Source organism: Allobosea sp., assembly GCF_017308075.1.
In the GTDB taxonomy this organism is placed as follows: domain Bacteria; phylum Pseudomonadota; class Alphaproteobacteria; order Rhizobiales; family Beijerinckiaceae; genus Allobosea.
On the sequence record NZ_JAFKFX010000024.1, the window covers coordinates 204,045 to 229,164 of the forward strand.

Annotated in this window: 22 protein-coding genes and 1 tRNA gene; 12 read left to right on the top strand and 11 right to left on the bottom strand. The window is 67.3% G+C overall.

Features of this window, described 5'->3' with window-relative positions; genetic code table 11:
* The 6 genes from cysT (at position 1) to rimO (ending at position 5,659) form a co-directional block, all read left to right on the top strand.
* Positions 1–846: a sulfate ABC transporter permease subunit CysT gene (gene cysT, locus J0J10_RS04265; protein WP_291645419.1), complete on the top strand. Its 846-nt coding sequence runs from the start codon at positions 1–3 to the stop codon at positions 844–846.
* Positions 839–1,732 carry a sulfate ABC transporter permease subunit CysW gene (gene cysW / locus J0J10_RS04270; RefSeq protein WP_291645420.1) on the top strand — a complete coding sequence of 298 codons (894 nt, stop codon included), beginning with the start codon at positions 839–841 and terminating at the stop codon, positions 1,730–1,732. The genes cysT and cysW overlap by 8 nt, the downstream gene beginning before the upstream one ends.
* Before the next feature lie 11 nt (positions 1,733–1,743).
* Entirely contained in the window at positions 1,744–2,790 is a 1,047-nt protein-coding gene (locus J0J10_RS04275; protein WP_291645421.1) for a sulfate/molybdate ABC transporter ATP-binding protein, read from the top strand.
* A gap of 63 nt (positions 2,791–2,853) precedes the next feature.
* On the top strand, positions 2,854–3,291 hold the full coding sequence (locus tag J0J10_RS04280; RefSeq protein ID WP_291645422.1) for an OsmC family protein: 438 nt from the start codon (positions 2,854–2,856) through the stop codon (positions 3,289–3,291).
* Positions 3,288–4,151, top strand: coding sequence for a sulfurtransferase (locus J0J10_RS04285; RefSeq protein ID WP_291645423.1), 864 nt, complete (start codon positions 3,288–3,290; stop codon positions 4,149–4,151). Before J0J10_RS04280 ends, J0J10_RS04285 begins: the two co-directional genes overlap by 4 nt.
* Positions 4,152–4,339: 188 nt before the next feature.
* A complete protein-coding gene (gene rimO / locus J0J10_RS04290; protein ID WP_291645424.1) occupies positions 4,340–5,659 on the top strand; it encodes a 30S ribosomal protein S12 methylthiotransferase RimO in 1,320 nt (439 codons plus the stop codon).
* 25 nt (positions 5,660–5,684) lie between these two features.
* Here rimO and J0J10_RS04295 read toward each other — a convergent pair whose 3' ends face one another.
* The 3 genes from J0J10_RS04295 to J0J10_RS04305 all read right to left on the bottom strand — a co-directional run bounded on the left by J0J10_RS04295 (position 5,685) and on the right by J0J10_RS04305 (position 8,293).
* Positions 5,685–5,897 carry a hypothetical protein gene (locus J0J10_RS04295; RefSeq protein WP_291645425.1) on the bottom strand — a complete coding sequence of 71 codons (213 nt, stop codon included), beginning with the start codon at positions 5,895–5,897 and terminating at the stop codon, positions 5,685–5,687.
* Between the two features lie 114 nt (positions 5,898–6,011).
* On the bottom strand, positions 6,012–7,127 hold the full coding sequence (locus J0J10_RS04300; protein WP_291645426.1) for a hypothetical protein: 1,116 nt from the start codon (positions 7,125–7,127) through the stop codon (positions 6,012–6,014).
* 191 nt (positions 7,128–7,318) lie between these two features.
* Positions 7,319–8,293 carry a quinone oxidoreductase family protein gene (locus tag J0J10_RS04305; RefSeq protein WP_291645427.1) on the bottom strand — a complete coding sequence of 325 codons (975 nt, stop codon included), beginning with the start codon at positions 8,291–8,293 and terminating at the stop codon, positions 7,319–7,321.
* A gap of 148 nt (positions 8,294–8,441) precedes the next feature.
* On the opposite strand from J0J10_RS04305, the gene J0J10_RS04310 reads away from it, so the two are divergent.
* Positions 8,442–10,106 (top strand): SulP family inorganic anion transporter, encoded by a 1,665-nt coding sequence (locus J0J10_RS04310; RefSeq protein WP_291645428.1) that lies wholly within the window; start codon positions 8,442–8,444, stop codon positions 10,104–10,106.
* 69 nt (positions 10,107–10,175) lie between these two features.
* Positions 10,176–11,339 carry an FAD-dependent monooxygenase gene (locus J0J10_RS04315; RefSeq protein ID WP_291645429.1) on the top strand — a complete coding sequence of 388 codons (1,164 nt, stop codon included), beginning with the start codon at positions 10,176–10,178 and terminating at the stop codon, positions 11,337–11,339.
* A gap of 15 nt (positions 11,340–11,354) precedes the next feature.
* Here J0J10_RS04315 and J0J10_RS04320 read toward each other — a convergent pair whose 3' ends face one another.
* The 3 genes from J0J10_RS04320 to J0J10_RS04330 form a co-directional block, all read right to left on the bottom strand.
* Positions 11,355–12,494, bottom strand: a complete 1,140-nt coding sequence (locus tag J0J10_RS04320; protein WP_291645430.1) for a CaiB/BaiF CoA transferase family protein — start codon at positions 12,492–12,494, stop codon at positions 11,355–11,357.
* Positions 12,491–13,462: an AEC family transporter gene (locus J0J10_RS04325; protein ID WP_291645431.1), complete on the bottom strand. Its 972-nt coding sequence runs from the start codon at positions 13,460–13,462 to the stop codon at positions 12,491–12,493. The genes J0J10_RS04320 and J0J10_RS04325 overlap by 4 nt, the downstream gene beginning before the upstream one ends.
* A gap of 189 nt (positions 13,463–13,651) precedes the next feature.
* Positions 13,652–14,386: a Crp/Fnr family transcriptional regulator gene (locus J0J10_RS04330; protein WP_291645432.1), complete on the bottom strand. Its 735-nt coding sequence runs from the start codon at positions 14,384–14,386 to the stop codon at positions 13,652–13,654.
* 152 nt (positions 14,387–14,538) lie between these two features.
* Between J0J10_RS04330 and J0J10_RS04335 the strand changes: the two genes are divergently transcribed.
* Both J0J10_RS04335 and J0J10_RS04340 read left to right on the top strand, forming a co-directional pair.
* Positions 14,539–15,993 carry a globin-coupled sensor protein gene (locus tag J0J10_RS04335; protein WP_291645433.1) on the top strand — a complete coding sequence of 485 codons (1,455 nt, stop codon included), beginning with the start codon at positions 14,539–14,541 and terminating at the stop codon, positions 15,991–15,993.
* 173 nt (positions 15,994–16,166) lie between these two features.
* Positions 16,167–17,732, top strand: a complete 1,566-nt coding sequence (locus tag J0J10_RS04340; RefSeq protein WP_291645434.1) for a methyl-accepting chemotaxis protein — start codon at positions 16,167–16,169, stop codon at positions 17,730–17,732.
* A gap of 90 nt (positions 17,733–17,822) precedes the next feature.
* Here the strand turns inward: J0J10_RS04340 and J0J10_RS04345 are convergent, their stop codons facing one another.
* Positions 17,823–18,839: an ornithine cyclodeaminase gene (locus J0J10_RS04345; RefSeq protein ID WP_291645435.1), complete on the bottom strand. Its 1,017-nt coding sequence runs from the start codon at positions 18,837–18,839 to the stop codon at positions 17,823–17,825.
* Between the two features lie 130 nt (positions 18,840–18,969).
* On the opposite strand from J0J10_RS04345, the gene J0J10_RS04350 reads away from it, so the two are divergent.
* A complete protein-coding gene (locus tag J0J10_RS04350; protein WP_291640977.1) occupies positions 18,970–19,395 on the top strand; it encodes an Lrp/AsnC family transcriptional regulator in 426 nt (141 codons plus the stop codon).
* 247 nt (positions 19,396–19,642) lie between these two features.
* Here the strand turns inward: J0J10_RS04350 and J0J10_RS04355 are convergent, their stop codons facing one another.
* From J0J10_RS04355 to J0J10_RS04370, 4 genes are all read right to left on the bottom strand, one after another.
* Complete coding sequence (locus tag J0J10_RS04355; protein ID WP_291640974.1) at positions 19,643–20,560, bottom strand: DMT family transporter; 918 nt, start codon at positions 20,558–20,560, stop codon at positions 19,643–19,645.
* 330 nt (positions 20,561–20,890) lie between these two features.
* Positions 20,891–20,965: transfer RNA gene (locus tag J0J10_RS04360), tRNA-Glu, on the bottom strand.
* 98 nt (positions 20,966–21,063) lie between these two features.
* A complete protein-coding gene (gene recJ, locus J0J10_RS04365) occupies positions 21,064–22,866 on the bottom strand; it encodes a single-stranded-DNA-specific exonuclease RecJ (protein WP_291645436.1) in 1,803 nt (600 codons plus the stop codon).
* Between the two features lie 58 nt (positions 22,867–22,924).
* Positions 22,925–24,364, bottom strand: a complete 1,440-nt coding sequence (locus J0J10_RS04370; protein ID WP_291645437.1) for a DHA2 family efflux MFS transporter permease subunit — start codon at positions 24,362–24,364, stop codon at positions 22,925–22,927.
* A 292-nt stretch (positions 24,365–24,656) separates the two neighbouring features.
* Between J0J10_RS04370 and J0J10_RS04375 the strand changes: the two genes are divergently transcribed.
* On the top strand, positions 24,657–24,986 hold the full coding sequence (locus J0J10_RS04375; protein WP_291645438.1) for a hypothetical protein: 330 nt from the start codon (positions 24,657–24,659) through the stop codon (positions 24,984–24,986).
* The last annotated feature ends 134 nt before the right edge of the window (positions 24,987–25,120 follow it).

Here is a 25,120-nt window from a genome sequence, read left to right on the forward strand (position 1 = left end):
ATGAGCGCGACGGTCTCCCGCTGGCGTGAGCCCAGTGTCCTGCCCGGCTTCGGCCTGGCGCTCGGCATCACGCTGACGGCGCTGTCGCTGATCGTCCTGATCCCGCTCGCCGCGCTGTTCCTGAAGGCGGCGAGCGCCGGCCCGGCCGACATCTGGGCCGTCGCGACCTCGCCGCGGACGCTCGCGGCACTGCGCCTCTCCTTCTTCGGCGCGCTCTTTGCCGCCACGGTCAACGCCGTGTTCGGGTTGATCCTGGCCTGGGTTCTGGTGCGCTACGAGTTTCCGGGCCGGCGCCTGATCGACGCCGCGGTCGACCTGCCCTTCGCTCTGCCGACCGCCGTCGCCGGTATCGCGCTGGCGGCGATCTACGCGCCCAATGGCTGGGTCGGCGGCCTGCTCGCGCCTTACGACATCAAGGTCGCCTACACGCCGCTCGGCGCGATGGTGGCGCTGATCTTCATCGGCCTGCCCTTCGTCGTGCGCACCGTCCAGCCCGTTCTGGAGGAGCTGCCGGCGGATATCGAGGAGGCCGCGGCTCTGCTCGGCGCCAGCCGCTGGCGCACCGTCTTCCAGGTGCTGCTGCCGCCGGTCCTGCCGGCGCTGATGACCGGCTTCGTGCTCGCCTTCGCCCGGGCTGTCGGCGAATACGGTTCGGTGATCTTCATCGCCGGCAATGTGCCGATGGTCTCGGAGATCGCGCCGCTGCTGATCGTGATCCGGCTGGAGCAGTTCGACTATGCCGGCGCGGCCGTGGTCGCCACCCTGATGCTGCTGCTGTCCTTCGCCCTGATCCTGCTGGTCAATCTCGTCCAGGCCCGCGCTCGAAGGAGGTTCGGCAATGTCTGATGCGAGCCTCCCCCTTCAGGCGGAAGACCTCGAGCCCGTCCGTGCTGCGAGGCGCATCTCCGGCGAATCCCGGCTGGTGCAATGGCTGCTGGTCGCGATTTCCCTGGCCTTCCTCTGCCTGTTCCTCTTCCTGCCGCTGATCACGGTCTTCGTCGAAGCCGGTGCACGGGGCTGGCAGGCCTATCGCGAAGCCATCCTCGAGCCCGACGCGCTCGCCGCCATCCGCCTGACGCTGCTCGTCGCCGCGATCGCGGTGCCCTTCAACATCGTCATCGGCATCGCTGCCGCCTGGGCGATCGCCAAGTTCGAGTTCCGCGGCAAGAGCCTGCTGACCAGCTTCATCGACCTGCCCTTCTCGGTCTCACCGGTGATCTCGGGCCTGGTCTTCGTGCTGCTCTTCGGAGCCCAGGGCTATTTCGGCCCCTGGCTGAAGGCGAACGACATCCAGATCGTCTTCGCCTTGCCCGGTATCGTGCTGGCGACGATCTTCGTCACCTTCCCCTTCGTCGCCCGCGAGCTCATCCCGCACATGCAGTCGCTCGGCTCGGCCGAGGAGGAGACGGCGCTGACGCTCGGCGCGTCGCCCTGGCGCACCTTCCTGACCGTGACGCTGCCAAATGTGAAATGGAGCCTGTTCTACGGCGTCCTGCTCTGCAACGCCCGTGCGATGGGCGAATTCGGCGCCGTTGCCGTGGTTTCCGGCAAGATCCGCGGCCTGACCAACACCATGCCGCTGCATGTCGAGATCCTCTATAATGAATACATGGGCGCCGCCGCCTTCGCCGTCGCTTCGCTGCTGGCGGGCCTGGCCCTCGTCACGCTCGCCCTGAAAACCCTGCTGGAATGGCATTTCGCCGACGCGATCGCCGCCAGCCGACGTCATTGAGAGCTCGTCCCATGTCCGTCGCCGTCACCATCGAAACCGTCGAGAAGCGCTTCCAGAACTTCCCTGCCCTGCGCGGCGTCTCGCTCGACATTCAGCCCGGCGAACTTGTCGCCCTGCTCGGCCCTTCCGGCTCGGGCAAGACCACGCTGCTGCGCGTCATCGCCGGGCTGGAGCAGGCCGAGCGCGGGCGTGTGCTCTTTGGCGGCACCGACACCCGCGATCTCTCCCTGCGCGACCGGCGCATCGGCTTCGTCTTCCAGCACTACGCGCTGTTCAAGACCATGACCGTGGCTGAGAACGTTGCCTTCGGGCTGAAATCGCGCCCGCGCGGCGAGCGGCCGGAGCCGGCCGAGATTCGCCGCCGCGTCTCCGAACTGCTCGAACTGATCCAGCTTCCCGGGCTGGAGAAACGCTATCCGAGCCAGCTTTCGGGTGGCCAGCGCCAGCGCGTCGCCCTTGCCCGCGCCCTCGCCATCGAACCGCGCGTGCTGCTGCTCGACGAGCCTTTCGGCGCGCTCGACGCCAAGGTCCGCAAGGAATTGCGCGCCTGGCTGCGCCAATTGCATCAGCGCACCGGCCACACCACCGTCTTCGTCACCCACGACCAGGAAGAGGCGCTCGAACTCGCCGACCGTGTCGCGATCCTGAGCGATGGCCGGCTCGAACAGGTCGGCTCGCCCGACGATGTCTACGACCATCCGGCGACACCTTTCGTCTGCGAATTCCTCGGCGACGCCAACCATCTGCCGGTCAAGGTCGTCGGCAGCCAAGCCTTCTTCCGCGATCGGCCGGTGCTCGGTGGTCTTTCCCAGAACAAGAGCGGCCCGGCCTCGCTCTATGTCCGTCCGCAGCATCTGCGCATCGTCGACGATGCGCCGCTCGCCTTGCCCGGCATCGTCGAGCATCTGCGTCGCAACGGACCGCTGCGCCGCGCCGAGGTCGCCGTCGAGGGCCTGCCGAAACGCCTCGACGTCGATCTCGCCAGCCAGGTCGCCCCGGCGATCGGCGAGCGCGTGCGGCTGCGCATCTCGCATGGCAGCCTGTTCGCTGCGGCCTGACCCTCTCGCTTCGCGCGCCGCGCCGGGCTATTCCGATAGCGAACCAGGCCGAAGGAGATGGCGATGAAAGCGCGCGCAAAATGGGTCGAGGGCATGGCCTTCATGGGTGAGGCCGGCAGCGGTCACGCCGTGGTCATGGACGGCGCCCCTGAATATGGCGGCCGCAATATCGGCATCCGCCCAATGGAGATGCTGCTCATCGGGCTCGCCGGCTGCACCGGTTTCGACGTGGTGCAGATCCTCAAGAAGGGCCGCGAGAACGTCACCGGCTGCGAGGTCGAGGTCGAGGCGCAGCGCGCGGCGGAAGATCCCAAGGTCTTCACCAGGATCCATATCTCCTATCGGATCAGCGGGCGCGGCCTCTCCCCGGCCAAGGCCGAGCGTGCCGTCGCATTGTCGAAGGAAAAATACTGCTCGGCTTCGATCATGCTCGGCGCGACCGCGGAAATGAGCGCCTCGCTCGAGGTTATCGACGAGTTGAAGCAGGTGGCAGCCGAATGAGCGATTTCCCCGTATCCGGACTGGTTTCGCCCGAGATCCTGCAGGCCTCTCTCGGCCGAAGCGACCTCGTCATCCTCGACATCCGCAGCACGGCCGAAGGCGGCCGGGCAGCGTTCGAGGCCGGCCACATCCCCGGAGCGGTGCACAGCGACTATGCCGCCGATGGCTGGCGCGCCAGGATCGGCAATGCGCCCGGCATGCTGCCGCCGCTCGACCATCTCGCCGCCCTTGCCGGCAGGCTCGGCACCCGGCCGGAAAGCCGGGTCGTGATCGTTCCGGCCGGCCTCGCCGCCACCGATCTCGCTGCGGCGGCGCGCGTCTACTGGACGCTGAAGCTGATCGGCCATGGCCAGCAGGCGATTCTCGATGGCGGCTTCAAGGGTTGGCAGGCCGCCCCGGAGCGCCAGGTCGCGACCGGTCCGTCGCAGCCCAGGCCGGCCGAGCCTTATCCCGTGGTCGTGAAGCAGGAACTGCGCAGCACGGCGGATGCGACCTTCGTCGCCGCACGCGGCAAGCTCGCGACCTTGGTCGATGCGCGCGCCGCCAGTTATTTCGACGGTCGCGAAAAGGCGGCCGAGGCGACGCGCGCCGGCCATATCCCGGGCGCGGTCTCGCGCGACTATGCGGCGGCCTTCGATACGGTCACCGGCAAGCTCAAGTCGCGGGACGATCTCGGCGCGCTCTATGGATCCGTGCCCGGCGGTCCGGCGATCTCCTATTGCAACACCGGCCACACGGCGGCTCTGAACTGGTTTGTGCTCTCCGAGGTGCTCGGTCGCGACGAGGTCTCGCTCTATGACGGCTCGATGACCGACTGGACCCAGGATCCCGAGCGGCCGGTCGCAACCGCGGCCGGCTAAGGCGTTTGGGGCGAGGCCGACACCATTCACGCGGCTTTCGGCATGATGACGATCATCCCGAAAGCCATCTTGAAACCCGCCTGCGCTCATCCGGCATTTGCAAATTCGTCGAAAAAGGATCAAAGGAAGCGCCAATGCGCCGGCCCTGCCGCGCCTTTCCCTTTTCCTGACATCGAGTCCAGCCGCCGATGAATGCCGTCGCGCCGAAAATCTCCTTCGTCTCGCTGGGGTGTCCCAAGGCCCTGGTCGACTCCGAGCGCATCATCACCTCGCTGCGCTCCGAGGGCTATGAGCTCAGCAAGAGCCATGCGGGCGCCGACCTCGTCATCGTCAACACCTGCGGGTTCCTCGACAGCGCCAAGCAGGAATCGCTCGAGGCGATCGGCTCGGCCATGGCCGAGAACGGCAAGGTGATCGTCACCGGCTGCATGGGCGCCGAGCCCGAGCAGATCCGTGGCGCCTTCCCGAACGTGCTCGCGATCACCGGCCCGCAGGCCTATGAGAGCGTCGTCTCGGCCGTCCATCAGGCGGTGCCGCCGAAGCATGACCCCTTCGTCGACCTAGTCCCCGAACAGGGCATCAAGCTGACGCCGCGCCACTACGCATATTTAAAGATTTCAGAAGGTTGCAATAATCGTTGCAGCTTCTGCATCATCCCGAATCTGCGTGGCGACCTCGTCTCGCGGCCGATCGGCGAGGTGCTCCGCGAGGCCGAGAAGCTGGTCAAGGCCGGGGTCAAGGAACTCCTGGTGATCTCGCAGGACACCAGCGCCTACGGCCTCGACATCAAATACGCACCCTCGATGTGGAAGGATCGCGAGATCCGCACCCGTTTCTTCGAGCTGGCGCGCGAGCTCGGCCAGATGGGCATCTGGGTGCGCCTGCACTATGTCTACCCCTATCCGCATGTCGACGAGGTCATCCCGCTGATGGCGGAAGGGCACGTTCTGCCCTATCTCGACATCCCCTTCCAGCACGCTTCGCCGAGCGTGCTGAAGGCGATGCATCGGCCGGCCCATCACGAGAAGACGCTGGAGCGCATCGGCAAATGGCGGGAAATCTGCCCCGATCTCGCCATTCGCTCGACCTTCATCGTCGGCTTCCCCGGCGAGACCGAGGAGGATGTGGATTTCCTGCTCGACTGGCTGAAGGAAGCGAAGCTCGAGCGCGTCGGCTGCTTCAAATACGAGCCGGTGAAGGGCGCCAAGGCCAATGATCTCGGCCTGCCCGCCATCGCCGAGGAGGAGAAGGAAGCGCGCTGGCACCGCTTCATGAAGACCCAGGCGTTGGTCAGCGCCCGCCTCGCCAAGGCGAGGGTCGGCAAGCGCATTCCGGTGATCATCGACGAGGCCGGCCCGAGCGTCGCCAAGGGGCGCTCGAAATGGGATGCGCCGGAGATCGACGGCAATGTCTATGTTGCGAGCCGGAGGCCGCTGCGGCCGGGCGACATCGTCACGGTCAAGGTCGAGCGCGCCGACGCCTATGACCTCCACGGGGTTGCGGTCTGACGGAACCTCTTGTCGCTTCCTCTGATCAGGCGAAGCTCGCACCGACGACGCGCGGCATGCGGCGGATTTCGGCGACACGCCCGACACGCATCCGCGAGGGCTTTTCGAGCCGGGCCTGGCCCTCTTCGAGCTGCAGCGCGACGTTGATGGTCGGCCGGCTGGTCAGCTGGCCGAAGAGAACGGTCGCAACGATCAGGAAGGAGAGGCTGAAGCCTGCAAGGCGCAGGAAGCGGTACATGACGTAAGGTCCGGGAAGTGATTTGCTTCCCGGTCATTGCCGTCGGCAGAAGCGCTTTCGATTCTCGCTTTCGCCTGCTTTCGCTTTTTTCTCTTAGGGCGGCTTCGCGCCGGCTCATGCTGCGGCAGGCAGGGCCGGCTGCCAGCGAAGGACCGAGGCCCCTTGCCGTCTCGCTCGCTCCAGCCTGCGGCGACGGCCGAGGCGGCCGAGCCACCAGCCGAAGCGCTGCGCCGCCATGGCGAGCGCCAGCGCATAGCCGATCAGGGCCAGCATCCAGCTCGCGGCGCTGAGGCTTAGCGTTCCGAGCACCAGGGCCGAACGGCCGAGCACCTTCAGTGTCGCCCGCAAGGTCGAAGGTTTCGCCGCTCCGAGCCGGGCCGCCTTGCCGATATCGCCGGCATCGTCGGCTATGGCGAGCACCTGCCGCAGGCCGCGCTGGCCGGTACGGGCATAGAGGACACCGGCATCCTGTCCGAGCGCCGTGAAGCGTGCCAGCGCTGCCGGGCGGACGATCCCGCCGGCCGCGACTTTCGCCGCGGCAAGGTCGAGCCGCGCGGCGGCGCCGAAGCTGGCGGCGAGTGCCGGCCTGTCGAGCGCGCCTGCGGCGGCACGGCCGAGACTGGCGGTGAGGGCCGGCGACAGCAGCTTCGCCTTGCCGGCGGCCTTGACGGCGCTCAGGCCACCACGGGCCGGCAGGCCGCCACCAAGGCTCACCCAGGTAGCGGCGCTGACGGCGAGCCCGACGGCCGAGAGTGCAAGAACGGTTTCGTCCGCGCCCTCCCCGCCGAGCAGCTTGCGTCCTTCGAGGGCAAGATCGCGCAGATCGCCAAAGCCGCTGACATCGCTCGCCAGCGCTCCGGCGAAGGCGGCGTCGCTATCGCGCGCTCCGGCGAGGAAACCATGTCCGAAATCGGAAGCGGAGCGCAGCCAGGCACCGTCGCGCAGCGCCTGGAGTCGCCGGAGCTGCTCGGGCGCCACCGCTATGCCGCGTTCGGCTGCGAGTGAGATGAAGCTGTCGGCGAGCTCGGCGTCGCCGGCATCGATCGCTGCGTCGATCCCCGTTGCAACGCGCGCCGCATCGAGGGTCTCGCCGAGGCGCAGCTGCGACAGCGCGACCGGGTCATCGGCGGCCATGTGAAGCTCCCACAGCCGCAAGGCCGGTGGTGCGACGAGCGCCCCAGCACCGGCGAGCCCGAGCGCCAGCAGCAGCGCCAGCCCCAACCTGTTCATCCCGAAACCTGCTCGCAGCCCGCTCCAGCCGGAAAGCGCTTCCGGCAGGACCGTTCCTAAACGGCAATTCGGGCGGAATAGCGCTCCGGATGCTGCGGTGACTGGAGCATTCTGCGCTTCGTTGAAACGCATGACTGCTCCAGTTCGCATTTTCTCCAGACGAACCGGCGCCCACTCCGCTCGAAAATGCGCTACGGAATAATCACCGTCGAGCCGGTGGTGCCGCGGCTTTCGAGGGCGCGATGGGCCGCAGCCGCCTCGGCCAGCGGGAAGCGGGCATTGATCGCCACCGTGACCTTGCCGGAGCTCACCGCGCCGAACAGGTTCTTCGCCATCTCGACCATGGTCTCGCGCTTGGCGGTATGCGTGTTGAGCGTCGGCCGGGTCACGTAGAGCGAGCCCTTGCTCGCCAGGATGCCGAGATTGACGCCGTCGACTGCGCCCGAGGCATTGCCGAAGCTCGCCAGCAGGCCGAATGGCTTCAGCGAGTCGAGCGAGGCGATGAAGGTGTCCTTGCCGACGCCGTCATAGACCACGTCGCAACCCTGGCCACCGGTGATCTCCTTGACGCGCGCGGCGACGTCCTCCTCGCCGTAGAGAATGACGTGATCGGCGCCATGGGCCCTGGCGAGATCGGCCTTCTCTTTCGAGCCGGCGGTGCCGATCACCGTGGCGCCCAGCGCCTTGCCCCACTGGCAGAGAATGGTGCCGGTGCCACCGGCCGCGGCATGGACGAGGATCGTGTCGCCCGGCTTAACCTTGTAGGTCCGGTGCAGCAGGTACTCGGCCGTCAGGCCTTTCAGCATCATGCTGGCGGCGGCCTCATAGGACACCGCATCGGGCAAGGCCACGGCCGCAGCCGCGGGAATGATCCGCTCCTCGGCATAGGCGCCGAGGCCCGCGACGCAGGCGATACGGTCGCCCGGCTTGAACTCGGTGACGCCTTCGCCGACCGCGAGGACATCCCCGGCCGACTCGTTACCGGGCGTGAACGGGAGCTGCGGCGCCGGGTAGAGGCCGGTCCGGAAATAGGTGTCGATGAAGTTGAGGCCGATGGCACGGTTGCGGATCAGCAGTTGACCGGGCCCCGGCGCCGGCAGCGCGATGTCTTCGAGTTGGAGCACGTCCGGTCCGCCGGTCTTGTGCACGCGAATGGCCTTCACCATGGCAATCTCTCCTCGAGGCAGGTGCGCGACCATAGGGACTTGCATCCGGGCGGCGCAACGGCTGGACTGCGCATGGGGGTCGGCGTCCGGCGCGAGTCGCGTGCCGGAGCGCGGTCGGGCTGGTGGGATCGCAGCGCAGGAACAAGACATGAACGAGCCAGGGGCGCGCCTTGGCAGCGACACGGCTTCGCATGGAACCTTCGCTCCCAAGCTCTTCACCGTATTGCGGGAGGGCTACGGCCCAGCCCGATTGCGGGCCGACGCGCTCGCCGGACTGACGGTCGCCATCGTCGCCCTGCCCCTTTCCATGGCGATCGCCATCGCCAGCGGCGCAACCCCGGCGGCCGGCCTCTTCACCGCCATCATCGGCGGCTTCCTGGTTTCGGCCCTCGGCGGCAGCCGGCACCAGATCGGCGGCCCGGCCGGCGCCTTCATCGTCCTGATCGCCGCGACCATCGACCAGCATGGCTTCGACGGGCTGGTGCTGGCGACGCTGCTCGCCGGGGCCATTCTCATCGCCATCGGGCTGCTCAGGCTCGGCACCTATATCAAATACATTCCGCACCCGGTCCTGGTCGGCTTCACTGCCGGCATTGCCATCATCATCTTCGCCAGCCAGATTCGTGACCTCTTCGGGCTGACCCTGCCGGGCAAGGAGCCGGCGGCATTGCTGCCGAAGCTGGAGGCGCTCTCGGGGGCGCTCGCTACCATCAACCCCGCGGCCGTCGCGCTTTCGGCGCTGACCATCGGCGTCATCCTCGGCCTGCGCCGGTGGCGGCCGGGCTGGCCGGGGCTGTTGATCGCCGTCGCGCTCGCCGCTGCGCTGGTCTTCCTGCTGAATCTGCCGGTCGAGACCATCGGCAGCCGCTTTGGCGGCATCCCGAACTCGCTACCGGCCCCGCATCTGCCGGCCTTCAGCCTCGAGAAGCTGGTCGCGGTCCTGCCGGCGGCGGTCTCGATCGCGATCCTCGGCGGCATCGAATCGCTGCTCTCGGCCGTGGTCGCCGACGGCATGACCGGCCGGCGGCACCGCTCCAACACCGAACTGGTGGCGCAGGGGGCCGCCAATATCGGCGCCTCCCTGTTCGGCGGCATTTGCGTGACCGGGACCATCGCGCGCACGGCGACCAATGTCCGGGCCGGCGGGCAGTCGCCTGTCGCGGGCATGCTGCACGCCTTGTTCGTGCTGCTCTTCATGCTGGTCGCTGCGCCGCTCGCCTCGTACATCCCGCTGGCCGCGCTGGCAGGGGTGCTCGCCGTCGTCGCCTGGAACATGGCGGAGAAGGCGGCCTTCATCGCCATCCTCAGGCATTCCCGCGCCGATTCGGTGGTCCTGCTCGCGACCTTCCTGTTGGTGATCTTCGAGGATCTGATGGTTGGTATCGGCGTCGGCGTCGTGCTCGGCTCGCTGATCTTCATGCACCGCATGGCCAATGTCGTGACCGTCGAGGCCGGCATGGACCCGGCCCTGGTCGACGACGATGATATGTCCGAGCCCGCCGAAGTGGATGTGCCCCGCAACGGCAATGGCGATACCTTCCGCTATCGCATTTCCGGCCCGCTCTTCTTCGGAGCCAGCATGAGTGTCGCGACCGTGCTCGATCGGACCGGGCCCTTTCCGGCTCGTATCGTGCTCGACCTCTCGGACGTCCCCTTTGCCGATTCCAGCGCCGCCGTCGCGCTGCGGGCGATGATCGACAAGGCGATCCGCCATGACGCCAAGGTCGAGATCCTCGGAGCGACGGCGCCGGTGCGCCGCGTGCTCGGCCATGAAGGCATCGACGATAGGCTGGTGAGGTTTCGTGATGTCTGAGCTGCGGCAAGGGCGCGCTCGCCAGCGCCGCCGACATGAGCTAGCCAAGACGGCATGACGGAACAAAGCATGCAGGATTGCCAGATCGCCATCGTCGGCGCCGGCGCCGTCGGGCTCGCCGCGGCGCTCGCCCTCGCCGCCACTGGCCGGGAGAGTGTACTGTTTGGCGCCGCGACCGCCCCGCGCGACGGTCGCACTGTCGCCCTGCTCGACGGCTCCTGGCGCCTGCTCGGCGAACTCGGCCTCGGCAAGGCACTGGAGCGCATCGCCGCCCCGCTCGAGATCATGCGCCTTGTCGACGATACCGGCAGCCTGTTCCGTCAGCCGCCGGTCGAGTTCAAGGCCGCCGAGCTCGGGCTTCCGGCCTTCGGCTGGAATGTCGAGAACGCCGCCCTGGTCGAGACGCTCGCCGCGCGCGCCGCGCAGAAACCGGCGATCCGCATGGTGCCCTTTCCGGTCGAGGAGATCGAGCTCGGGCCGGACGCGGTGCGGCTCTCCGGCGCCGGCTTCGAGCCGCTGCATGCGGCGCTCGTGATCGGTGCCGATGGCCGCAATTCGCGGGTTCGCGCCGCCGCTGGCATCGAGACGCGCGACTGGACTTATCCGCAGGTCGCGCTGACCGCGATCCTCGGCCATCGCCGCGAGCATGGCGACGCCTCGACCGAGTTCCACACCCGCGCCGGGCCGTGCACGCTGGTGCCGCTGCCGGGCCGCCGTTCCTCGCTTGTCTGGATGTTGGCTCCCCGCGAGGCCGACGAGGTCGCCGCGCTCGACGATGCCGGCTTCGCCCGCGCGGTCGAGCGCCAGACTCATTCGATTGTCGGCGCGATGACCGTCGAGGGCCGGCGTGGGCGCGTGCCGATGGGCGGCCTTTCCGTCGAGCGCTTCGCCACGGACCGCGCCGCACTGATCGGCGAGGCCGCCCATGTCTTCCCGCCGATCGGTGCGCAGGGCCTCAATCTCGGCCTGCGCGACGTCGCCGCGCTGCGCGACTCCCTGATCGAGGCCGAGGACCCCGGCGCGGAAGGGCCGCTGGCGCGCTACGATCTTTCGCGACAGACCGACGTCCGGTTGCGCACCGGTGCGGTCGACGCCCTCAACCGGACCCTGCTGACCGATCTCTTGCCCGCCGACCTCCTGCGCGGCGCCGGCCTGCTCGCGCTGTCGCGCTTCGGGCCGCTGCGCCGGCTCGTGATGCGCCAGGGCCTCGCCGGTGGCACCGCCGCAGGCTGAGCGCGCGCCTCAGGCTCAGAGCATCTCGTCGCCGACGGCCGGAACCTTGCGCAGCGCCGGCGCCGCATCGCGGAAGACCGGCGCCAGCGGTAAAGGCGTCGAGACGATCCGGCGCCCGCCCGGCTCCTCGGCCTGCCGGTCGAGCAAACCGCGGGCGGTGAGCTGCGGGTCGGCCAGCGCCTCCTCGAGCGTCCGTACCACGGTGCAGCAGCAGTCGAGCGGTTCGAGCAGCCCGCGCCAGTGCGCGGCCGGCTGCGCGCCGATCAGGGCCGCAACGGCGGTGCGCGTTGCTTCCTCCTGTCGGCGATCGTCGCGCAGGGCCTCGTCGAGACCGATCGCCGCGCTGAAGATCGCCCAGAACTTCTCTTCCAGCGCCCCGACGGCGAGGAACCAGCCATCGGCGGTGGCATAGAGCCCGTAGCGCGGGCTGCCGCCGGTCAAAAGCCCCTCGCCACCCTGCGGATAGCGCCCGCTCGCCTGGCCCTGCGCCAGCCCGTACCAGGCGAAGGTCGGCATCGCGTCGGTCATGGCGATGTCGAGATGACAGCCCTGCCCCGAAAGGTCGCGCTCGCGCAGCGCCAGCAGGATGTTGAGTACGGCCGGCATCGCCCCGCCGGCGATGTCTGCGACCAGCGTCGGCGGCAGCGGCGCGGGCTCGCCGCGCTTCAGGGACTGGCCGAGCAGCCCGCCGATCGCCTGGTAGTTGATGTCGTGCCCTGCTTCGAGCGCGCGGGGGCCTTCCTGCCCGTAGCCGCTGATCGAGCAATAGATCAGCCGCGGGTTGACGGCACGCATGGCTTCAAAGCCGAAGCCCAGCCGCTCCATCACGCCCGGCCGGAACTGCTCGATCAGGATGTCGGCCTTCTCGATCAGCGGGCGCAGTCGCTCCAACGCATCGGGAGCCTTCAGGTCGATGGCGAGGCTGGTCTTGCCGCGATTGAGCGCCGCGAACGGCGCCGAGGTCTCGCCGAGCCGTGGCGGGAAGCGGCGCATATCCTCGCCCTCCGGCCGCTCGATCCTGATGATCCTTGCCCCCGCTTCGGCCAGGAACAGGCTGGCGAGCGGTCCCGGCAGCAGCGTCGAGAAATCGAGGACGAGGAGATCGGAAAGCGGCTGCATCGTCGGGCCCTTGGCGAGGCCCGGAGGGGCGCTCAATGGAAGAGGTCGGCCGGCATCCTGCCCGTCTTCACCAGCCACAGGAAGCCCGTCAGCGTCACGGTGGAGACGATGGTGCCGACGAGGATACAGGCCGAGGCGCGCTCGACGCCGACGCGGTACTGCGTCGAGATCACGAAGATGTTCAGCGCCGGCGGCAGCGCCGCCATGATCACCGCCGCATAAATCCAGGCGTCGGAGAAATTGTCCATCGCCGAGAGCAGCACCCAGACCAGCAAGGGGTGCAGCACCAGCTTGATGAAGACCAGCGCCGGCAATTCGCCGGGCATGCGCTTCATCGGCCGCAGCGCGACGGTGACGCCGAGCAGGAAGAGCGCGCAGGGCGCCGCCGCCTGCGACAGCCAGAGCGTCATCTTGTCGATCGCGGTCGGCAGCTCGAGCTTGGTGAAAGCCGCGAGCACGCCGGCGACGGTCGCGAGGTTGAAGGGGTGCGTCGCGACCTTCCAAGCGACGTCGCCGGCCGTCGCCGCGAGGCTGCGCTTCTCGACGCCGGCGACAGCCATCAGGAACGGGATCAGCGAGAACAGCAGGAGGTTGTCGAAAACGAAGATCAGGACGACCGGAGCGCTCGCGACCGGGCCCAGCGCCGCCAGGATCAGCGGCGGTCCCATATAGCCGATATTGGAATAGGAGCCGGCGACGCCCTGCATCACCGCCTGGGGCATGTTCCCCCGCGTATACTTGTAGCCGAGCCCGAAGGAGAGCGTGAAGGCAAGGAAGGTCGCCGTGGTGGTCGCCAGGACGAAGCCCCAATTCGTCAGATCGCTCAGCGGCTTGTCGGCGATCAGCCGGTAGAACAGGCAGGGCAGCGCCACATAGATCAGGAAGAACTGCATCCATGCGAGCCCCTCCTCCGGCAGTTGCTTGTAGCGGCCGACGGCGAAGCCGAGCACGATCAGCCCGAAGAAGGGCGCGACCAGATTGAAGAGATTGGCGAGATCGGCCATGCGGTCGCGGTACTCGGTGGGGAGTGTCCACCTGGTGCCTTCCCGAAAAGGCTCGAACCACGCGGTACGGCCTTATAGGATGCGGGGCGGCGGATGAGAACCTGCTGTTCCATGCGCTGTCAGCATGACGAGCCTGATCGGCGGCAGAGGCCCGGTGCGTCGCGCCGAAGCGCCCAGAACTCGCGCGCCCTATCTGATGAAGCGCTCGACGGGTTTCGCATTGATTTCGAAGGCCTTGCGGACCCTGCCATAGCATTCGCAGGCATGGCCCTGAAGCCGACCGCCGTCGAGAACGGTCAGATCGCCCCGCGAATAGGCGATCGCGCCGTTCTCCATCAGCTTCGAACAGACTTGGTTGACGGTTGCGCGGCGCAGCCCGAGCGCTTGCGAGATCGCCGCCTGGGTGAGCTGGAAACTGTCGCCTACGACCCGATCATGCGCAAGCGCGAGCCAGCGCGCGATACGCTCCTCGGCGCTGTGCAGGCTGTTGCAGGCGACGGTCTCGAGCAGCTGGATGATTAGGCTCTTGGCGTAGCGCAGCATGGCGTCACGAACGCAGGGGAAGCCGGCGATCGCCTCGTCCAGATCCTCGATCGACAGCCAGGAGGCATAGCCGGATACGGCGACCGTCGACTGGCTGATCGCCTCGCCTCCCCCCATGATCAAGGCGATGCCGATGAAGCCCTCATAGCCGATCGAGGCTTTTTCGACGCTGCGTCCGTCATGCATCTCGGCTCTGAGCGAAATCACGCCCTCATGCGGGAAGATCGCGTGCGTGAACGGTTCGTTCTCCTGGTAGAGCGCCTGGCCCGGCGATAGTCGCCGCGTGATCAGCCTCGGCGCGAGGAACGCTCGCGCTTCGGGCCGAACCGAAAGCAGGATCTGGTTTCGAATCTCGAAATCGCCCCTCAACTCTTGCGTCAAGCATTCCCCCGGACATTGCGTTGGGCCGCGGTGGACAATTTCCTGTTAACCTTACGTAATGTACGATACGGTACTCAATAAGAACGGAATCGTTCGCATCGATCTCGACTCCATTGGTGCGAGGCGATCAGCCGCGGGGGAGCCATCATTCCATGAGTCTGGCTGGACCTGAAGGGGTGGGAGCGGTATCCGTGGCAGGTTCCGGGAGCGCGCATCCTTCACCGGGAGAGCGGCCCACCTTTGGCCGGGGCGGCTCCGGCGATCGCGCGAGCGGCGACGACATTGCCGAAAGACTCAGCTTCGCCGGGATCGATGACGAGGTGCGCCGCGCGCTGCGCGAGATCCGGCCGCTCGTGGCTGCGGAACTGCCCGGGGTGCTCGACGCATTTTACCGGCATATTCGCGCATTTCCCGATGTCGCTCGGTTGTTTCCAAACGATGCCGTGATTGAACGGGCCCGCCAGATGCAGCTCTCGCACTGGGACCTGATCACCGAGGCAAGCTTCGATGATCAATATGCCAGCTCGGTCCGGCGCATCGGCGAGGTGCATTGCCGGCTCGGCCTCGAGCCGCATTGGTATATCGGCGGCTACAATTTCATTATCGCGGGATTGACCGCCCGTATCGGTCAGGCGAAGGCCGCATGGCGGATCGGGCGGGAGCCCCGCATGCGCCGGGCGGCGATCGCGCTCAATCGTGCTGCCCTGCTGGACATGGACCTGGCGATCTCGGTCTATCTCGAGGCCGAGCGCCGCAATCGTCGCGAGACGCTCGAAAGGCTGGCGGGCAGTTTCGAACAGGTGGTCGCCACCGTCGTTCGCTCGGTCACCATCGCCGCGAATGATCTGAAGGCATCGGCGGGGTCGCTCGCGGCCTCGGCGAGCGAGACCCTTCACAGGGCAAGCGACGCTACCGAATCCTCGATGGAGGCGACGAAGGCCATCGAAACGGTCGCTTTTTCGACCGACCAACTGGCAGCGTCCCTCAGCGAGTTCGGTGAACAGATCGCAGCTTCCGGTCTGGTGTCCACGCGCGCCGTCACCGAAGCCGAACAGATCAGCCTGCAAGTGGGCGCATTGACCGGCTCTGTCGACAAGATCGACGGCATCGTCGAGGCGATCCGCGAGATCGCAGGCAAGACCAGGCTGCTGGCGATGAATGCGAGCATCGAGGCGGCCCGGGCGGGTGAAACGGGCCGAGGCTTCTCGGTGGTTGCCGGGGAAGTCAAGCTGCTAGCCGCCCAAACCGCTCAGGCGACAGCCGAGATCGGCTCACAGATCGGCGCCATCCGCGACTTCACCCAATATGTCGCGCTCGCCACCGACGCGATCAGGCAGACCATTCGGGAAATGAACGAGATCGGAGCGGCGATCGCGCATGCGGTCTCCAGTCAGGAGCACGCCACCGAGCGAACGGCCTGCAATCTCCGACAAGCCTGGCAGAGCTCGGCCGAAGTGGCGAACGGCATCGTGGGGGTGGCCCGGCGCGCTTCGGAGTCGAGCGAGGCGTCCGCCCACGCCCTCGCCGCTTCGACCGAATTGGTGCGGCAGGCGGAGAAGCTTTCCTCCGAAGCCGAAAGCTTCCTGGCGACAGTGCGAGCCGCCTGACCGCCACGCCGCCGCCGGAGAGCATTTTCCGGCGGAAGCGAGATCGATCAGCCGCGCGATTTTTCTCCCAGCCTACCGGACCAGCCTGGCCTGCCCGCGATTTCAGCCATCACTCAACCCATCGGGATAGTCACATGTCGTCGTCGAGCGCCCTATCCGAACGTCTTCGATTCATGAAGCTGGGCAAGACTGCCCTGGACAATCTTCAGAGCGCAAAGCCGATCGTCATGGGCGCGCTGCCCCAAGCGCTCGACGATTTCTACGAGCAGGTCCGGGCGTTTCCGGAAACAAGAGCTTTCTTTTCGGGGGAGGCTCAGATCGCCGGTGCCAAGGGCAAGCAGATCGCCCATTGGGAGATGATCTCGGGTGGGCGGTTCGACGAGGATTATCTCAGCGCCGTCTCGATCGTCGGCCAGGTCCATGCCCGGATCGGGCTTGCTCCGCGTTGGTATATCGGCGGCTACGGCCTCGTCCTCGAATCTCTGATCGGCAAGCTCATCGAGGCGCGCTGGCCTCGGGGCGAAGGTGAAAGTGCCGCGTCGAGCGTCCTGGGAAAGGCCTTTCGCGGCCGCCAGGCCAAGAGCGGCGCCGCGGCCAGCGCGCAATCGGTCGCCGCGGAAGTGAGCGCCGTCGCCAAGGCAACGCTGCTCGACATGGATTTTGCGATCTCTCTTTATCTGGAGGCCGCCGAGGCTGCTCGGCTCACGGCCGAACGGGAGGTCCTGGAAAAGGAGCGCGCGGCGGTCGTCAATTCGGTGGGGCAGGCGATGGCCGCCATCGCCCGGGGCGACCTGACCTATCGCATGCCCGATGATCTGCCGGGCGAGTACGGCCAGCTCCGAGACGATTTCAATGCGGCCGTCGCCACCTTGCAGGATACGATGCGGACCATCCTGTCGACGACGCGGGACATTCGTTCCAGCGTCGGGGAGGTTTCGCAGGCATCGCAGAATCTGGCCGAGCGGGCCGAGGAACAGGCGGCCTCGCTGGAGGAAAGCGCCGCGACGACCGAGGAGCTTGCCGCCTCGGTCAAGAGCAACGCGGAAACCTCGCGCAACGCCGAGCAGGCCGCGCGCGAGGCGATGCTGGTCGCCGAAGAGGGCGGCGCGATCGTCCGTCAGGCGGTCGAGGCGATGACGGGGATCGACGATGCCTCGAAGAAGATCGCCGAGATCACCTCGCTGATCGACGGCATCGCCTTCCAGACCAATCTGCTGGCGCTCAATGCCGCCGTCGAGGCGGCCCGAGCCGGCGATGCAGGCCGCGGCTTCGCCGTGGTGGCCTCGGAAGTCCGCACCCTCGCCCAACGCTCCGGCGAAGCCTCGAAGGGCATCAATACGCTGATCGGCGCTTCGAATGCCGAGGTCGCGCGCGGGGTCACCCTGGTGCGCTCCGCCGGCTCCGCGCTGGAGAGGATCGTTGCCGCCTCGCAGCAGGTGGCGTCGGCCGTCTCGGGCATTTCGGCCGGCTCGTCGGAACAGGCCAATGGCATCGAGGAGATGAGCCAGACCCTGGCGATGATGGACGCGACGACACAGCAGAACGCCGCCCTGGCCGAGGAAAGCGCGGCGTCCGCAGCGGCCCTTTCAAACCAGGTTCAGGCCCTGGATCGGCTGATCGCGACGTTCAGGGTAGACCTGTCGGCGGCCCGTGGCCCGCGGTCGATGCCGCTTGCCTCGGAAGTGCTCTCCGAAGCGCCTCTCCGTTCGATCGCGTTCGCCGGCAAGGGGGCCGCATGACATCGGCCGCGGCCGCGCCGTTTGCGCTACCCCGATCCGCGAACCGCGGCCCGGCCTTGTCCGGCCCGCGGCGATGCAAGACCATCGGCCTCAGGCGGCGGCGAGCAGCCCGAACAGGTTGCGCGGATCTTCCGGCTCGGTCAGCAGATCGATCTCGTCATAAAAGTCCGTGCCCTCGATCAGATCGCTGAGATAACGCAGCGCCGAAAAATCCTCGGTGGCGAAGCCGACGGAATCGAAGACCGTGATCTGGTCGCGGGTGCGGCGCCCTGCCGTCTCGCCCACGATCACCCGCCAGAGCTCGGTCACCGGGAAATCGGGCGGCATCTGCTGGATCTCGCCCTCGATCCTCGTCTGCTCGGGGAGTTCGACGAAGACGTCGGCACGCAGCAGGATTTCGCGCTGCAATTCGGTCTTGCCGGGGCAGTCGCCGCCGACCGCGTTGATGTGGACGCCGGCTCCGACCATGTTGTCGGAGAGAATCGTCGCCTTCAGCTTGTCGGCGGTGACCGTCGTGATGATGTCGGCGCCGAGGACCGCTTCCTGCGCGCTCGCCGCCACCTCGATCTCGAAACCCTGGCCGGCGAGATTGGCGAGGAATTTCTCGGTCGCCGTCGAATCGATGTCGAAGACGCGCAGGCGCCTGATGCCGTTCAGCGCCTTGAAGGCGAGCGCCTGGAACTCCGATTGCGAGCCGAGCCCGATGATCGCCATCACCGCGGCATCCTTGCGCGCGAGATAACGGGCCGCGACGGCCGAGGTCGCCGCCGTCCGAAGGGCGGTGGTGATCGTCATCTCGGAGAGCAGGCGCGGATAGCCGGTGCCGACATCCGCCAGCACGCCGAAGGCCGTCACGGTCTGCAGGCCGGACTGCGTGTTCTTCGGGTGACCGTTGACATATTTGAAGCCGTAGAGCGCGCCGTCGCTGGTCGGCATCAGCTCGATCACGCCGTCACGGGAATGGCTGGCGACGCGCGGCGCCTTCTCGAATTCGGCCCAGCGCCGGAAGTCCTGTTCGATATAGTCCGCGAGCCCGGTCAGATAGGCCTCGACCCCGACGGCCCTGACCAGCCGGACCATGTTGTCGACGCCCACATACCGCATCATCGCGCACCCTCCTCCGTTGTCTCGTTCTCTCTCCATTTTACGGCAAAGCAATTTGCACTAAGAACAGCGAACAAGTGCACTTGGATGCAGAAATCAGAACAGTCTGCCAATCGGGATTGAACATTTTGTCATGCATGTTTTCGACGAGCTGGATCATCGATTGATCTCCGCCCTGCGCGAGGATGGCCGTGCGCCGATCTCGAAGCTCGCCACGATCCTCGGGGTGTCGCGCGCGACCGTGCAAAGCCGGCTCGACCGCCTGATCGAATCGGGGGCCGTGCTCGGCTTCACCGTCCGGTTCCGGCAGGATTCCGACGACAAGGCGATCCGGGCGATCATGATGATCGAGGTCACCGGCCGTTCGACGACCGCGGTGATCCGGCAGCTACGCGGCTTCCCCGAATTGCATTCGCTCCACACCACCAATGGCGGCTGGGATCTGATCGCCGAGGTCCGGGCCGACAGCCTGAGCGATTTCGACCGTGTCCTGCGCGAGGTCCGGACCATCGACGGCGTCCTCAACAGCGAAACCAGCATCCTGCTCAGTTCGGTCTGATCGACATGCTCTCCCGGCAACAGAAGCGACGCCGTAGTCGGACGCCCTCGGGACAGCCAGAAGGACGAGCCGGCGAGGCCCTCCCTCATCGCGACAACGCGACCTGCGGCCCCTGTCAGGAGTCGGCACGGCTCGTGGAGCTGGAGGACAAGATCAGGGTGCAGCGGGCGATGCAGCCGGATGGTGGCGAAGAGTGAAGTGACTTCATGTTTGGCGCCTCAGGTGATGAGGGCTCTCCGGGGCCCGGTCAGTTTACGGTCTTCTGCTTTCGCCGTGTTGCGACAGTGAGTGTCAATCCGATCAGCACGAGGGCAACGCCTATGAGGAAAAGCGGCCCCAATGCGTCCCCGAACATCACCGCCGCAGCCGCGACGCCAACGATTGGCTGCAGATACTGAATACTTGCCGCGATGCGTGCAGGAACCGTCCGTAGCAAATGAAGCCAGAGGAAGAGCCCGGCCACGGTCACCATGACGCCGAGATAGACAGCCGAGGCGATGCCGACAGCGGTCACCTCGAATGAAACCCGCGACATCTCCCAAACAGTCCAGGGCAGCACCGCAATGAAGCCGAACAGAGTGCTCCAAGCCGCCACGACAACGGTCCCGTGCCGTTCCGAGAGTTCGACGCTCCACACATAATAGAACGCAATCGTCAACGCGGAGAGCAGCACGAGAGCCGCGCCCGTCAAACTTGTCTGCGATGCAGCGGAAGTCGCATCGCCGCGTCCCCAGGCGACCAAGGCGATTCCTACGAAGGCCGCGGCAATGCCGAGGGCCTGGATACTCGACACCGACTGCTTGAGCCTCATCGCCGCGAAAATGACGACGAAAGCGGGAATCGCCGCAGAAATCGTCGTTGCCACCGAGGCCGAGGTTCCAACGACACCGAAGGTTTGAGCAACCTGTCCAATCCCAATGCCAAGGATGCCAAGCGCTGCAACCTTGGGAAACGCCCTGAGTGGTAGACGCTGCTTTCCAAGGACGAGGAGGAACATCAACGGCACGGCGATCAGGAAGCGCAACCCAGTCAAGGTCAAAGGGGGCAGCGTAAGAAGGCCAAGCTTCGTGATGGGAATCGAAAGCCCCCACATGACAGCGAGGAATAGCGCCGCCGTAAGGTTTCGGAAGGATGCGCCGGTAGGGGAAGCAGCGGGTGCGCTCATGGGGGCAGTCGGGAGACGGAAGCTGGGCCGAAGCCTTAATTCAGCTTCTTGCGCGGGACAATCGGAACGCGGCGCCGGAAGCTCCCCCGCCGCTGCTGCTATCCGGGACCGTCACGAAGTTCGCGGACGCCCTCTTCGCTTGCTTCAGCCTGCCCGGAAAGAGCTGTCAAGCGCCGCGCCGCTCAGCGGCTGCTCATGCCCGGCACAATGGCCGCTTCCGCGTCGGAGCTTCGCGGTCTTTCATCCATCGCAGCATCGTGGGGGACGCCCTCGATCTTCCGCTTTTCATTTTCGTGTAGTTTCAGATACGCACGGCCACCCAGAAAAAGGTGGCGCGACCTACGGGAGTCGAACCCGTCTCCCCAGCGTGAAAGGCTGGTGTCCTAACCGATAGACGAAGGTCGCGAGCTTCTGCCGCGAGGCGGCGTTGCTGCGAAGCGGGGCGAGCTATAGTCACCCTGCCGCGGTTGGGCAAGCCCGGTTTTCGGATTTCTGTCGACGGCTCACAACGGCTTCGCCAGATCGAGCACGCGCAGCTCCGCCTTCTCCGAACCGCCCCAGCGATTCAGGGTCAGCGTCGCGGCGAGGTGGACCTGCTCGCCGCGCGCCGCCAGCAGCGCCTGGCCGAGCGGCTCCTGCGCCGCCCGGAAGGCGACGCCGCCGATGCTGGCGCCGTCGCCTGCGCGCAATCTGACCCGCAAATGCCCGCCGCTACCGATCTCGACGACATCGGCCAGCCGATGCGCCGGCAGCACGAAGACCGGCTCGGGGCAGCCGGAGCCGAAGGGGCCGGCGCGGTCGATCTCGGCAAGCAGGCGGGGATTTGCACCGCCCGCGCTGATCGCCGCATCGACCAGCAGCGCCTCGGATTCGCGCGAGGCGGCGACATTGGCCGCGAGCTCTGCGCTCATGAAGGCGATGAAGGGCGCCTCCTGGCCGGGTGCCAGGGTGATTCCCGCCGCCATGGCGTGGCCACCGCCCTTGATCGCGAGCCCGGCCTCGACCGCCCGGCGCACCGCGGCGCCGAGATCGACGCCGGGGACGGAACGGCCGGAGCCGGTCGCGCCGCCATCGGCATGCCGCGCCAGGGCGAAGGCAGGACGTCGGAAGCGCTCCTTGAGCCGGGCGGCGATCAGCCCGACCACGCCCGGATGCCAGTCGGCCGAGCCGACCAGCAGAACCGGATGCTCGACCGCGTCGCCGAGACGGTGCTCGACCTCGGCCACGGCCTCCTCGACGGCGGCGCGCTCGATCTCCTGCCGCTCCTGGTTCAGCCGGTTGAGCTCGGCGGCGATGCTGCGTGCCTCGACCTCGTCATCGGTCATCAGCAGGCGCGCGCCGAGGCCGGCATCGCCGATCCGCCCGCCGGCATTGATGCGCGGGCCGAGCAGGAAGCCGAGATGCCAGGGCTGGGCCGGGCCATCGAGCCCGGCGGCGTCGAGCAGCGCCGCGAGACCGGGCCGCTGGCGCAGCCTCAGAATGGCGATGCCCTGGCGCACGAAAGCACGGTTGAGGCCGATCAACGGCACCACGTCGGCGACGGTCGCGAGCCCGACGAGATCGAGCATCGCCAGAAGATCGGGCTCCCCGCCCCGGCCCGACCAATGCCCGAGCCGGCGCAGTTCGCGTGCGGTCGCGACCAGCGTCAGGAAGACCACGCCGGCGGCGCAGAGATGGCCGAGGCCGGAGAGATCGTCCTGCCGGTTCGGATTGACGATCGCGGCCGCCGCCGGCAGCTGCTCCGGCGCCTGGTGGTGGTCGAGCACGACGACATCGAGGCCGAGCCTCACGGCCTCGCGCAGCGGTTCATGGCTGGTCGTGCCGCAATCGACCGTGACGAGGAGCGTCGCGCCCTCCCCGGCCAGCATGGCGATCGCCTCGCTATTCGGGCCGTAGCCTTCGATCAGCCGGTCGGGAATGTGCACGCGCGGGCGGGCCCCGGCCTGCTTGAGGAAGATCGCGAGCAGCGCCGCCGAGCAGGCGCCGTCGACGTCGTAGTCGCCGAAGATCGCGACCTTCTCAGCCCGCAGCGCCGCCTGCGCCAGCCTTTGAGCCGCCGGTTCCATGTCGAGCAGCACGGAAGGGTCCGGCAGCAGATCGCGCAGCTTCGGTTCGAGATAGCGCAGGGCCTCGCTGGCGACGACGCCGCGCCCGGCCAGGATGCGCGCCACAGCGTCGGGGACGCCTTCGACCTGCGCCAGGGCTTCGGCCCGCGCCAGCCCCGCAAGGTCGAGCCGATCACGCCAGGGGCGTCCGAGCGCCGAGCGCTCCACGCCGAGAAAGGCGCGTTGGGAAAGGGAAGTCATCCGCCACCGGTCGCCCGACGAGGCGCCTTCGTCAACGGGGCGCGATGCCGCCGGCCCGTCATTCCAGCGGTTTCTGGTCGGCGATCGCCTGCGCCGTCGCCTTGCGGGCGCTGACAGGCGCATGACCGGAGACCTCGGCGCCGGCATCCGGCTTGAGCCGCGCCATCCAAAGCGCCGAGGAGGCCGCGATCAGCCCGACGAGTACGAAGGCCGGCCAGAAATCGGCGGCGCCTAGCGCCGCACCGCCATTGAAGGCGTTCGCCGTCTCCAGCGCGAAGGCGCCGATGGTGACGCCGAGGCTCAGCGATAATTGCTGCGCGACGCTCGACAGGCTGGTCGCGCTCGACATGTCGCGGTTCGAGATGTCGGCATAGCTCAGCGCATTGATGCCGGTGAATTGGAGCGAACGGAAGCAGCCGCCGATCAGGAGCACGCAGAGCATCAGCCAATGCGGCGTCGCCGGCGTGAACAGGCCGGAGGCGGCGAGGAAGGCGGCGCCGATCAGGGCGTTGAAGATCAGCACGCGGCGGAAGCCGAATCGCTGCAGGATCGTCTTCGCCAGGGTCTTCATGATCAGCGCGCCAGCCGCCGAGGCGAAGGTGATCAGGCCCGATTGCAGCGCGTTGAGGCCGAAGCCGAGCTGCAGCATCAGCGGCAGCAGGAACGGGATCGCGCCGATGCCGATGCGGAAGATCGAGCCGCCGATCACGCCGGTATTATAGGTCGGGATCCGCAGCAGCCCGAGATTGAGCACTGGATGGGGGGTGCGCCGGGCGTGGAACCAGTAGGCCAGCAATGCCAGTGCGCCGAACGCGACGCAGGCATAGGAGACGCTCTCCGGTACGAGATGCCGCCCGCCGGTCACCAGGCCGAGCATCAGGGCGGCAAAGCCGGTCGAGGACAGCAGGAAGCCCTTGATGTCCAGCGGCGCCACGTCCTCCTCGCGGATATCCTCGAAGAACTTCGTCGCCAGCACGATGCCGAGCAGACCGATCGGCAGGTTGATGAAGAAGATCCAGCGCCAGTCGAAATAGGTGGTGATGAAACCGCCCAGCACGGGGCCGACCACGGGGCCGACCAGCGCCGGTACGGTCAGATAGGCGAGCGCGCTGACCAGTTGCGATTTCTCGACGCTGCGCAGGATGACGAGGCGGCCGACCGGCACCATCATCGCCCCGCCCATGCCCTGCAGGAAGCGGGCGCCGACGAAAGCGCCGAGCGAGTTCGAGAGCGCGCAGAGCACCGAGCCGAGCATGAACACGCCGAGCGCCGTACGGAAGATCGTGCGAGCGCCGAACCTGTCGGCCATCCAGCCCGAGATCGGGATGAAGACCGCGAGGCTGACCAGATAGGAGGTGACCGCCAGCTTGAGGGCGATCGGGTCCTCGCCAAGCGATTGCGCGATCACCGGCAGCGAGGTGGCGATCACCGTCGAGTCGGTGTTCTCCATGAACAGCGCACAGGCGACGATCAGAGGCAGGAGCTTGGCACGCTGCACGGGCGGACTTTCTGGCGAGCTGCGCGTCAGCCTTAATCCGCGATCCGCCCTCTGACGAGATGCAGGGGCAAGAATCGCTGGCTTGCGCGAGTTGCGCCTGCCGCATGACGAATCCATCCACCGCCCGCAAGGTGACTGCGAGGCAGGCGCAAGCCTTGGCACGAAGACGTGATGGCAAGCTGGCCATGCGTTCGATGCAGGTCAAAGACGGGCGCGCGTCCCTATGTGAAGTCCGGGGCGAAGATCTTCACATTCGAGATCGGAAGGGCCGGCTCGCCGGCGAAGGTGTCCCATGTCTAGTCAAGTGCAGCATTCTTACCGCCTGGCACCAGTCGGCGTGCCTGTTCGCGCCGCCGCCTTCGCCATCCTCGCCGGCTTCGCCTCCCTCGGCCTCGGCTCCACCGCCGCGAGCGCCCAGTCGAACAGCTGGGAACGCGCTTGCGCCGAACGCATGGTCTCGCCCGGTTCCGGCGATGCGCTGCGCGCCTATAACTGCGCCCGCCAGAAGGAATGCCAGGCGATGGCGAATGCCAAGGGCGCGATGATGATGGAGCGCGGTTGCTTCTTCGTCAGCCCCTCGACGGCCGAGGCTGGACGCTCGCGCCCAGGCCAGCAGCAATAGCCGAATCGTGGTTGGGCGCGCCTCGCGGGTGCGCCCAACACAACTTTCCGCCGCCAGCCCCTAGCGGCTTCGTCTCCCGCGTGATAACGGGCCTCGTCAACTCGGCCATGGGCGCCCTGCCCGGCCATGAACTA